Here is a 10383-nt window from a genome sequence, read left to right on the forward strand (position 1 = left end):
TTTGATATTATTCTTTGGATCGTTTTTCCTTTTCATTAAAAACCTCGCCTTTGTAAATCCATACTTTTATGCCGATAGCGCCAGCTGCAGTTCGTGCAACGCCACGGGAAAAATCGATATTCGCACGCAGCGTATGAAGCGGGATTTTCCCCCAAGCAAGTGTTTCAGTATTCGCAATTTCTGCACCGTTCAATCTGCCGCCAATGGTCGCTTTCACGCCAAGCGCGCCGGCTTTCTGGACACGATCGAGTGTTTGTTTCAGTATGCGGCGGTAAGGCATGCGTTTCTCCAAATCTTCAATCATTTGTTGGCCAACGAGTTGGGCATTGAGCATGGGACGGTCAACTTCGACAATGGAAATATTCACAGCAATTTTTGTTGATGCAAAAAATATCTGCTTCAACTTTTTCTTAAGCTCATCAATACCCGCACCCTGACGACCTATAATAACGCCTGGTTTTGCAGAATGAATGATAATAGTGATAGCATTGGGTGTCCGTTCGATTTCAATGCGCGCGACTGATGCTTTCTGAAGTTCTTTTTTGAAAAACTTTTTGATCAGCAAATCTTCTTTGAGCACTGCGCCGAACTGAGAGCCACTGACAAACCACTTGGAATCCCATGTCCACAATATGCCTGTCCGAAAAATTTTAGGATTTACTTTTTGACCCATACATTATGATCCGCTTTTGCGGTTGAAGAATGTTTTTACAAAACCTTTTTTTGCATGCAATTCTTTTCTGTCGGTATTTTGCTGATTGCGATGTTTGCCAAGCCTTCGAGGATCGAGACTTTCCGGTGCGTGTCCCTCACTGTCAGCTTTCATATTTTTTTGCGTCGGAGAATTCTCAGCCTTAGGAGTGTCGTGTGCCACATCAACTGTTGCTGACATGGTTTTTCCTTTTTTACCGCTTGTTTTCTTGGCTGCTTGTTTCTTTGCAGCACCTGCGCGCTCATCCAATACGATTGTGATATGGCATGAATGTTTTCTGATAGGAGCTGCTCTGCCATATGCGCGGGCCCGCCATCGCTTCAATGCCATGCCCTCATCTACGGCAATCTTCTTAATAAAAAGTAAGTTCTTATCCAAACGAAAGTTATGCTCAGCATTTGCCAATGCCGATAATACAAGCTTTTCGAGAGGCACGCGGCTCGCTTTTGCAATCACATGAAGCCTGGCAAGCGCAGTGGTGGCGTCAAGTCCTCGGATTGAATCCGCGACAAGACGCACTTTTCGTGCCGACATTCTCAGATTGCGTGTTTTTGCTGTAACTTCCATAGATATGCGTTATTTCTTTGGCGTTTGCATGGTGCTCTGGGCTGTTTCGGAAGCCTTTTGCGCCGATTTTTGCTCGATATCTTTTTGAATCTTACCGCCATGACGGACAAATTTCCGCGTTGGAGAAAACTCGCCAAGACGATGGCCAACCATTTGTTCGGTAACATGCACAGAGATATGGTCTTTGCCATTGTGTACACCGAACGTAAAACCTACCATTTCCGGAACAATATTGCAATCACGTGACCATGTCTTAATAACAGTCTTATCACCTACCTTCACCTGTGCCATCTTCTTGATGAGGCGCGGATCAATATATGGGCCTTTTTTGAGACTTCGAGACATACATTATTTCTTTCTTCGGCTTTTGAGAATAAGTGAATTTGATGCCTTCTTTCTTTTGCGCGTTCTCACACCCAACGCAGGGCGACCCTGAGGCGTCTTTGGATGCGGCAAGCCAATAGGCTGATTGCCTTCACCACCGCCATGAGGATGGTCAACGGGATTCATTGCCTTACCTCGAACAGAGGGGCGCCAACCTTTGAGGCGCATGCGTCCGGCTTTACCCCATCGGATATTCTGATGATCGATATTGCCTACTTGACCGATTGTCGCCATGCACTGCTGATCGAACATTCGAACCTCACCGGAAGGCAGTTTGACATGCGCCATGCCGGCATCAAGGGCCATAAGAGAAGCGGCTGTACCTGCGGCACGGATAAGCTGCGCACCGCGACGTGGAACGAGTTCGAGCGCGTGCACAAGCGTACCCACCGGCACATGTGCCAATGGCAACCGATTCCCCACTTTGATATCTACTTTTGACTGTGATGAAAGAATTATATCTCCTACGGACAACCCTTGCGGGACAAGAATATATGTTTTACTGCCGTCGTCGTATTGCAACAATGCAATACGTGCTGAACGATTTGGATCATATTCTATGGCAATAACTTTTGCAAATTGATCGAATCGCAAGCGTTTGAAATCGATGATGCGGTAGTATCGTTTTGTTCCTCCGCCACGGTGGCGAACGGTGATTTTTCCTTGATTATTGCGTCCGGCTTTCTGTTTTTTAATTTCAATAAGGGATTTCTCAGGACGATATTTGGTAATATCAGAAAAGTCAGAAACACTTGATTTGCGCCTGCCGGGACTTGTTGGTTTGTATATTCTTACCGCCATACATTATATACCTATGTCTACTGATACTCCTTTTTTAACCGTAATAATTGCCTTCTTCACATGGCGACGCCTGCCTGAATGTTTTCCGTACCGCACTTCTTTGCCGTCCTGTCGGATGACAGCTATTTTTGTCGGCATAACGCCATACACATTGAAAAAAGCCTTCCTGATGGATAACTTTGTCGCTTGACGGCCAACCTCGAAAACATACTTCCCGCTCGCGCTTAATTGCATCGCTTTTTCGGTAAGAAGTGGGTGTATCAAAATAGATTCAGACTGGAGGGGAAATTGGTTCCATGTTTTCTTTTGTGCGCTCGCGGCTTTTTTCTCGCTCCCCTTCACTGGTTGATCGTCTGCAATAGGAACGAGCGTATCCTTTTTTGGAGATACGTTTTTTGGCGGAGGTGCTGCCTGCTTTTTGCGGAATAATGAAAATGCCATACGGGGTAGTTAGGTTGATGTTCCAAAACGCTGCTCAATCTGTTCAAGACTTTTGAGCGGCATAACAAGATAGCGCATGTTGAGTGCCGAAGCAACATTCAAACTTGCGGCCGGCAGAATGTGCACGGTTGGAATATTCCGCAGACTTCGATTGAGAAGCGTGGCTCCCAAAGGAGAAATGACGCCGACTTTAGGAGTTTTTTTGTTCTGCTGTTGAATCGGAAGTTTCTGCAATACACCGAGTGCCTCTTTTGTTTTGCCAGTAGTATTTGAAAAATCATCCATCAAAAGCAATCTTCCTTCGCGTACTTTTTGCGACAGCACCATGCACATCGCTTTTTGTCGCGCTTTTTTATTGATCTTAAGGCTGTAGTTGCGATCTGTTCGAGGACCAAACGTAATGCCGCCCTTCCGCCATAATGGTGATCGAATAGAACCGTGCCGCGCGCGCCCCGTTCCTTTCTGTTTCCATGGTTTCTTGCCGCCTCCGCGAACTTCGCCCCGTGTTTTTGTGGATGCATGGACAGTGCGCGCATTTGCAGCTTGAGCAACAACGGCCAAGTGTACAAGCCCTTCTTTCATGGGAACGCCAAACACAGCCGGCTGTAATTCGCGTGTTGCAACTTTTGCGCCGCTTATATCGTAGACATCCAGCGTGATTGGTTTGTGGGTTGGTTCATTCATATGCTATTCTTGTGGTTTTTGTTCTTCAGCTTCCGACGTTTCTAACATTTCTGACGGGGTATCTACTGAAGGTGTTGGCGCTTGTTCAGCTGGTTGCGTTGAAGATTTTTTTGACACAATCGTTCCTGCCGCACGGATAAGAACAAGACCATTGAAGCTGCCTGGCACACCGCCTCGAACATAGAGAACATTCTGATCAAGATCTATACGGACAACTTCGAGATTTTTTACTGTTACGCGACTATCTCCCATGTGGCCAGCCATGCGCTTACCTTTAAACACATGCTGCACGCCGCCGGCGCCAATGGATCCAGGCATGCGTTCCTGGTCCTTGTGACCATGTGATGCCTTCTGTCCATGAAAGTGATGGCGTTTTACGACACCAGCATATCCTCGCCCCTTTGACCAGCCGATAACATCGACGTGATCGCCGACTGCAAAAAGCGAGAGATCAATGCTATTCCCCCGCTCAATGCCGGCATGCTCGGTACGCACTTCTTTCAATCTCCAAAATGAACGCCCTTCATGCAATGACGGAATGTCTTTGAGGTGGCCGCAAAGCGCTTTTGACGCACGCTTTTTTTCGCCACAGCCAAGCTGCAGCGCATCATAACCGTCTTTTTCTTTTGTCTTCACTTGGGTAACAATATTCGGAACAGCATGAATTGCCGTAACAGATTGTACTCTGCCTGCGGCATCGAATAACTGCGTCATACTCTTCTTTTTACCCAAAATGAGTTTCATAATTCTTCTTTCCTAATACAAAACCGAGCTTCAAGGACACTCGGTTTTGTCTTTGAAAACACGTACATGATGAATGATAATGGTAATGTTCTTAACCCTGATTTCTCCACCTTGCTTCGCGTGCGTATGGACACTTCCCGTAGAAGGGGTTATCCGCATCATGCGATGCAAGTCGTTCAAAGCATTTTGATCTCAAGAAAAACGCCTGCCGGAAGGCTCAGATTTGTCAGCATGTCGGTGGTTTTAGCTGTCGGATCAACAATATCTATGAGTCGTTTGTGAGTGCGCATTTCATACTGGTCGCGCGCATCTTTTCTTATAAATGAAGACTTGAGGACGGTGTACTTATTCTTCTCTGTCGGAAGCGGAATGGGACCCTTCACTGTAGCGCCACTGCGGCTTGCCGCCTCAATAATGCTCTGCGCAGATTGATCGATGATCTTGTGATCGTATGCGCGAAGCTTGATGCGGATTCTTGGCTTCTCATCATTTGCTTTATCCTTTGCTTTCGGTTCGATCTTTGCCTTTGTTGTTTTCGTCGTTGCCACAGCAGCCTATGATATTAATTAACAATCTTCGTAACAACGCCGGCGCCAACCGTCAGTCCGCCTTCACGGATAGCAAAGCGCTGTTTTTCTTCCAGTGCAACGGGTGCAATCAATTTCACGGTCATCTTAACAGTGTCGCCAGGCATAACCATTTCAACGCCTTCAGGTAATGCAGTGATATCGCCTGTCACATCAGTTGTGCGGATATAGAATTGCGGTTTGTAGCCCTTGAAAAAGGGTTTATGTCGCCCGCCTTCTTCTTTCGAAAGAATGTAGACTTCTGATTCGAATTCGGTATGCGGTGTGACGGTTCCCGGCTTGGCAAGCACTTGGCCTCGTTCCACATCATCTTTCTTGGTACCGCGGAGAAGCAAGCCTGCGTTATCGCCCGCTCGACCTTCATCAAGCGACTTGTTGAACATTTCAACACCGGTAACAACTGTTTTTGCCGTATCCTTAAGACCGATGATTTCAACTTCTTCGTTAACATGAATGATACCGCGTTCAATTCTGCCGGTTACAACCGTTCCGCGTCCTTCAATTGAGAAGATATCCTCCACAGGCATTAAGAATGGTTTTTCCGTATCGCGTACCGGTTCGGGGATAAACTCATCCAGCGCCTTCATTAAATCCATGATTGGCTGTGAGCTCTCTGCGTCATTTGGGTTCTGGAGCGCTTTGAGCGCTGAACCGCGAATGATCGGCGTTGTATCGCCGGGGAATTCGTATTTTTTCAATAGATCGCGAACTTCTTCCTCTACAAGATCGATAAGTTCCTTATCTGAAACCATATCGACTTTATTCAAAAAGACGACAATAGAAGGAACACCGACTTGGCGCGCCAACAGAATGTGTTCGCGTGTCTGAGGCATTGGGCCATCGGTTGCTGAAACAACCAAAATAGCGCCGTCCATCTGAGCGGCACCCGTAATCATGTTTTTGATATAATCGGCATGCCCCGGACAATCCACATGCGCATAGTGGCGGTTCTCACTCTCATACTCGACGTGCGCTGTATTAATGGTAATACCACGCGCTTTTTCTTCCGGCGCTGAATCGATTTGATCAACCGACCTGTCAGACGCAGTCAAGCCTTTTGCGCGAAGGACCGTCAAAATAGAAGCGGTCAAGGTCGTTTTTCCATGGTCTACGTGACCGATGGTGCCAACATTGACATGTGGTTTTGTTCGTTCAAATTTCCCTGCCATATGTATGCTATATTATGAATTTAATGATGATTGTGATCAAAGTGCGTTCTGGAGTATATCAGATTGTTCGGGGGTGTCAACAAAAAGCTCCTTCTGACTTTCATGCCAGAGGGCTATCTGTGCGTTAATCTTATCGAGGAGTCCTGAATCTGTCAAGTGAGAAACATGCAATTCCCTCTCAAGCAGCATTGCGCGGTATTTCTTTATATCCATAAGTACAAATGATTTTTCAGTATCTGCAACAATACAGGTATCCCCTGTTTTTACCACAACATCAATGATTTCATTCCATCTCCGCGTATCCATAGGGCATTATTTTTTTGCTAATATTGTTTCGACAATATTCCTTGGCACTTCCGAATAGTGGTCGAATTCCATGTTGTAACTTGCTCTTCCTTGCGTCATGGAACGGAGCTGAGTTGCATAACCAAACATTTCTGCCAACGGCACAAATGCGCTGATAATGCGCACGCCGGAACGCTCAGACATTTCACGAACTTGGCCGCGCTTCGAGTTGAGATCACCAATAACCTCTCCCATAAAGCTTTCCGGAGTAATTACTTCCACCTTCATCAATGGCTCCAACAAAATAAGTCCCGCTTTTCTGCATGCATCCTGGAATGCCATTGAACCTGCAATTTTAAACGCCGCTTCCGACGAGTCAACATCATGATAGGATCCATCATAGACGGTTACTTTGACATCAATAACGGGATAGCCTGCAAGCACACCGCGAGTGGTTGCTTCTTTAACGCCCTTATTAATTGGTTGGATAAATTCTTTTGGAATAGCGCCACCCTTGATTTCTTCTTCAAACTCAAACCCCTTGCCAGCTTCAAGCGGCTCCACGCGCAGCCAGCAATGCCCATATTGCCCACGGCCGCCGGACTGCTTAATATACTTGCCTTCCGCTTCTGCAGTCCCTTTGATTGTTTCTTTGTACGCGACTTGGGGCTTGCCAACATTCGCTTCAACTTTAAACTCGCGCTTCATGCGGTCGATAATGATTTCCAAATGCAACTCACCCATGCCGGAAATAATAGTCTGGAGGGTTTCTTCATCGGTTCGTACGCGGAATGTCGGATCTTCTTCAGCAAGTTTCTGCATTGCAATTCCCATACGCTCCTGATCGGCTTTTGTTTTTGGCTCAATGGCAACGGAAATAACAGGTTCCGGAAACGTGATGGATTCCAATACAACAGGTTTATCGGGATCACAAAGCGTATCGCCGGTAAAGGTATTTTTCAACCCCACAGCCGCACCGATATCACCCGCGCGGATTTCTTCGATATCTTCACGGTCATTGGCATACATACGTACGATGCGACCGATGCGCTCCCGTTCGCCTGTTGTTGTATTGAGCACATAGGAACCCGCTTTCAGTGTTCCGGAATAGACCCGGAAGAAACAGAGTTTTCCGATATAGGGATCAGCTGCGATTTTGAATGCAAGCGCGGCAAAGGGCTGATTGTCATCCGGAAGACGCTCAACTTCTTTATCGGGATCGTTAAGATCGAAACCATGCACCGGAGGAATATCCAACGGGGAGGGCAGATAATCGTTTACTGCATCAAGCAGGTATTGTACGCCCTTATTTTTCAGAGCGCTGCCGCAGAGCACCGGAATAACATCGCGAGAAATGCAGCATTTTCGCAGAACCCGTTTAAGATCGGCTACACTCACTTCTTCACCTGCCAAATACTTCGACATGAGCTGTTCATCGTTTTCACAAATAGCTTCCACGAGCTGTGCGCGATAGCTTTCCGTCTTTTCTTTCATATCATCAGGAATCGGACATTCAGTGATCTTGGTACCCAGATCATCTTCATAGAAAAATGCTGTTCGGTTGAGAAGATCGATAATTCCTTTGAATGAATCTTCAATGCCGATAGGAAGCTGAATTGGGTGCGCTTTTTTGGTCAAACGTTCGTGAATGGAATCCAAGTCTTTATAAAAATCAGCGCCGGTACGGTCTAATTTATTAATAAAACACATACGGGGCACTTCGTACTTATCGGCCTGGTGCCACACCGTCTCCGACTGCGGTTCAACGCCTGCAACGCCGTCAAACACAACAACGCCGCCGTCGAGCACGCGCAAGGAGCGCTGCACTTCGACGGTAAAATCAATATGTCCCGGAGTGTCGATGATATTAAATTTATGCTCCTTCCAAAAACATGTTGTTGCCGCTGCGGTGATGGTGATGCCGCGTTCACGTTCTTGAGCCATCCAGTCCATGGTCGCTTCTCCCTCGTGCACTTCGCCGATTTTGTGCTTTTTGCCTGTATAAAACAAAATGCGCTCGGTTACAGTAGTTTTACCGGCGTCAATATGGGCAATAATGCCGAAATTACGTGTTTTTTCCAAAGAATAATCTCGAGACATAGACTGTTTCGTGGTTAGATGTTGGTAGAAGTTTTATCGTGAAAACCGAGCAAAATGGGCAAACGCGCGATTGGCTTCCGCCATGCGATGCACATCATTGCGTTTTTTGATTGCATCCCCTTCTTTTTGTGCGGCAGCCATGAGTTCGTCAGCAAGGCGTTCGAACATAGCACGCTTTTTCTTCCCGCGAGCACCTGCAAGCATCCAGCGGAACGCAAGCGCATATTTCCGTTCACCGCGTACGGGAATAGGAATCTGGTAATTTGCGCCGCCAATACGACGCCCTCGCACTTCGACGAGAGGCATGACGTTTTTGACCGCTTCATCAAAAATATCCAAGGGATTTTTTCCCGTCTTCTTTTCTATTACTTGAAACGCCTTGTAGACAATGCGTTCTGCAAGGAGTTTTTTGCCGTCCTCCATGACGTAATTGATAAACTTTGCCAATACGGTATTGCCGTATTTCGGATCAGGAATCAGCGGATGTTTTGGTGATGGTCCTCGTCTCATACTGGTTTAAGATTTTTTAGGTCGTTTTGCGCCATAGAGCGATCGGCCCTGGCGGCGCGTGGCAACTCCGGACGTATCATACACGCCGCGGACAATGTGATAGCGCACACCCGGAAGGTCTTTTACGCGCCCACCTCGGATAAGCACGATGGAGTGCTCTTGGAGGTTATGGCCAATACCCGGAATATATGCCGTTACTTCCATGCCGTTCGACAAACGAACACGGGCGATTTTGCGCAATGCGGAGTTCGGTTTCTTTGGCGTCATTGTCGTTACTTTGACACAGACTCCTCGTTTGAACGGCGCTGCCACGGTCGTGCGCCTGCGATGGAGCGTATCAAGAGTGAATTGCAATGCCGGCGATTTTGATTTTTTCGCTATTCGCGTTCTTCCGTGCCTGATAAGCTGGTTGACTGTTGACATACGAAAATATAAAAACTAATAGAAAAGCCCCTCAAGGGAGCTTCCGGTGGGTAAACCCTTTGTTGATTACTTGAAAGCAGTATACGGGGATACCAAAAATGTGTCAAGCGGTCGCTGGTTGGAGACCTTCGAGTTTTGTAATGCGGATCTCGAGCTCATGATATTTCACTTTAAGCTCTACATATTCTGTGTCTTGTTTTTTCACAACTGCGACAAACTCCTTTACTTCAGCGGCTAATTGACCCACGGCAAACTCTAAACCGGAAACTCTCTTGTTCACTCCTTGGATCTCTTGCTTAAGTTCCTGACGCACTTCATCCAGTTCTTTCTTTGATGCGGTAGCGTCAAAACCCTCCTTTACCGCCCGAATAAGATCATCAAAGTGTTGGTCAAAATATTCTTGCGAAAGTTCACTCATAGTATCCTTAGTGTATCGTAGCAAAACAACCATGTCAATTATTCAATGCTTGTCATTCCTTATCATTGTGAGGATATAAAAAAGCCACTCTAGTGAGTAGCGGACGGCGCTTCTGCGACTCCTCGCGTCTACTCTTTTTTCTTGAACATATCCGAAGAAGGCATGCCGTATGAAAACAATTCGCCCCCGTCATAAGGATTTTTCATGGAAGCATAGGGACTATCGTTTTCAAGCCACATGAAAGCCCTTTCTTCATCTCCTAATTCTTTAGTCTTTTTGATAAGATCGGTTGTTATCTGACGTACCAACTGGCGGTCGGAACTTAATATATTAAGATCCATAATGTCTTTACCTACATAGAGCGCGTAATAATTTGCCTTATCGCCACGCACTATTCCGCCTGAATCAGCCTTAACAGATATAATCATATCCTTACTGCGCACAAGAATTTGATCAATTTTATCTTGATTGCCTTTTGAATCGACTCGACTCAATTGAAAATCTCCTATCACGACTTTATCGGATTTTCTGCCCTCATTTTCAATCTTAGTCGCTGCC

15 protein-coding genes are annotated in these 10383 nt (G+C 46.4%); all 15 read right to left on the bottom strand.

Going from position 1 to position 10383, the window contains the following annotated elements; translation table 11 throughout:
* Nucleotides 1-7: 7 nt before the first annotated feature.
* Nucleotides 8-673, bottom strand: a complete 666-nt coding sequence (gene rpsC, locus AAB400_05235) for a 30S ribosomal protein S3 (GenBank protein MEK7649281.1) — start codon at nucleotides 671-673, stop codon at nucleotides 8-10.
* Nucleotides 674-676: 3 nt separating this feature from the next.
* A complete protein-coding gene (gene rplV / locus AAB400_05240; GenBank protein ID MEK7649282.1) occupies nucleotides 677-1279 on the bottom strand; it encodes a 50S ribosomal protein L22 in 603 nt (200 codons plus the stop codon).
* A 9-nt stretch (nucleotides 1280-1288) separates the two neighbouring features.
* The gene (rpsS, locus tag AAB400_05245; protein MEK7649283.1) at nucleotides 1289-1624 is read right to left on the bottom strand and encodes a 30S ribosomal protein S19; all 336 of its coding nucleotides are present in this window, start codon (nucleotides 1622-1624) and stop codon (nucleotides 1289-1291) included.
* 3 nt (nucleotides 1625-1627) lie between these two features.
* Complete coding sequence (gene rplB, locus AAB400_05250) at nucleotides 1628-2464, bottom strand: 50S ribosomal protein L2 (protein MEK7649284.1); 837 nt, start codon at nucleotides 2462-2464, stop codon at nucleotides 1628-1630.
* Between the two features lie 3 nt (nucleotides 2465-2467).
* Entirely contained in the window at nucleotides 2468-2905 is a 438-nt protein-coding gene (locus AAB400_05255) for a 50S ribosomal protein L23 (GenBank protein ID MEK7649285.1), read from the bottom strand.
* Between the two features lie 9 nt (nucleotides 2906-2914).
* Entirely contained in the window at nucleotides 2915-3589 is a 675-nt protein-coding gene (rplD, locus tag AAB400_05260; protein MEK7649286.1) for a 50S ribosomal protein L4, read from the bottom strand.
* 3 nt (nucleotides 3590-3592) lie between these two features.
* The gene (gene rplC, locus AAB400_05265) at nucleotides 3593-4333 is read right to left on the bottom strand and encodes a 50S ribosomal protein L3 (protein ID MEK7649287.1); all 741 of its coding nucleotides are present in this window, start codon (nucleotides 4331-4333) and stop codon (nucleotides 3593-3595) included.
* 176 nt (nucleotides 4334-4509) lie between these two features.
* Nucleotides 4510-4851, bottom strand: coding sequence for a 30S ribosomal protein S10 (gene rpsJ, locus AAB400_05270; protein ID MEK7649288.1), 342 nt, complete (start codon nucleotides 4849-4851; stop codon nucleotides 4510-4512).
* Nucleotides 4852-4895: 44 nt separating this feature from the next.
* Entirely contained in the window at nucleotides 4896-6089 is a 1194-nt protein-coding gene (gene tuf, locus AAB400_05275) for an elongation factor Tu (protein MEK7649289.1), read from the bottom strand.
* A 36-nt stretch (nucleotides 6090-6125) separates the two neighbouring features.
* A complete protein-coding gene (locus AAB400_05280; GenBank protein ID MEK7649290.1) occupies nucleotides 6126-6395 on the bottom strand; it encodes a hypothetical protein in 270 nt (89 codons plus the stop codon).
* A gap of 6 nt (nucleotides 6396-6401) precedes the next feature.
* Nucleotides 6402-8474 carry an elongation factor G gene (gene fusA / locus AAB400_05285; GenBank protein MEK7649291.1) on the bottom strand — a complete coding sequence of 691 codons (2073 nt, stop codon included), beginning with the start codon at nucleotides 8472-8474 and terminating at the stop codon, nucleotides 6402-6404.
* 33 nt (nucleotides 8475-8507) lie between these two features.
* Nucleotides 8508-8984 carry a 30S ribosomal protein S7 gene (gene rpsG, locus AAB400_05290; GenBank protein ID MEK7649292.1) on the bottom strand — a complete coding sequence of 159 codons (477 nt, stop codon included), beginning with the start codon at nucleotides 8982-8984 and terminating at the stop codon, nucleotides 8508-8510.
* Between the two features lie 6 nt (nucleotides 8985-8990).
* Entirely contained in the window at nucleotides 8991-9407 is a 417-nt protein-coding gene (gene rpsL, locus AAB400_05295) for a 30S ribosomal protein S12 (protein MEK7649293.1), read from the bottom strand.
* Between the two features lie 103 nt (nucleotides 9408-9510).
* The gene (locus AAB400_05300) at nucleotides 9511-9825 is read right to left on the bottom strand and encodes a hypothetical protein (GenBank protein ID MEK7649294.1); all 315 of its coding nucleotides are present in this window, start codon (nucleotides 9823-9825) and stop codon (nucleotides 9511-9513) included.
* A gap of 128 nt (nucleotides 9826-9953) precedes the next feature.
* On the bottom strand, nucleotides 9954-10383 hold a 430-nt coding region (locus tag AAB400_05305; protein ID MEK7649295.1), incomplete at its 5' end, for a hypothetical protein.

The organism is Patescibacteria group bacterium, assembly GCA_038065255.1.
Taxonomy (GTDB): domain Bacteria; phylum Patescibacteriota; class Patescibacteriia; order JACQRZ01; family JACQRZ01; genus JBBTRI01.

Coding starts and splice junctions, on each gene's coding strand:
- rpsC (MEK7649281.1), bottom strand. CDS start 673: ATGGGTCAAAAAGTAAATCCTAAAATTTTTCGGACAGGCATATTGTGG.
- rplV (MEK7649282.1), bottom strand. CDS start 1,279: ATGGAAGTTACAGCAAAAACACGCAATCTGAGAATGTCGGCACGAAAA.
- rpsS (MEK7649283.1), bottom strand. CDS start 1,624: ATGTCTCGAAGTCTCAAAAAAGGCCCATATATTGATCCGCGCCTCATC.
- rplB (MEK7649284.1), bottom strand. CDS start 2,464: ATGGCGGTAAGAATATACAAACCAACAAGTCCCGGCAGGCGCAAATCA.
- AAB400_05255 (MEK7649285.1), bottom strand. CDS start 2,905: ATGGCATTTTCATTATTCCGCAAAAAGCAGGCAGCACCTCCGCCAAAA.
- rplD (MEK7649286.1), bottom strand. CDS start 3,589: ATGAATGAACCAACCCACAAACCAATCACGCTGGATGTCTACGATATA.
- rplC (MEK7649287.1), bottom strand. CDS start 4,333: ATGAAACTCATTTTGGGTAAAAAGAAGAGTATGACGCAGTTATTCGAT.
- tuf (MEK7649289.1), bottom strand. CDS start 6,089: ATGGCAGGGAAATTTGAACGAACAAAACCACATGTCAATGTTGGCACC.
- AAB400_05280 (MEK7649290.1), bottom strand. CDS start 6,395: ATGGATACGCGGAGATGGAATGAAATCATTGATGTTGTGGTAAAAACA.
- fusA (MEK7649291.1), bottom strand. CDS start 8,474: ATGTCTCGAGATTATTCTTTGGAAAAAACACGTAATTTCGGCATTATT.
- rpsG (MEK7649292.1), bottom strand. CDS start 8,984: ATGAGACGAGGACCATCACCAAAACATCCGCTGATTCCTGATCCGAAA.
- rpsL (MEK7649293.1), bottom strand. CDS start 9,407: ATGTCAACAGTCAACCAGCTTATCAGGCACGGAAGAACGCGAATAGCG.
- AAB400_05300 (MEK7649294.1), bottom strand. CDS start 9,825: ATGAGTGAACTTTCGCAAGAATATTTTGACCAACACTTTGATGATCTT.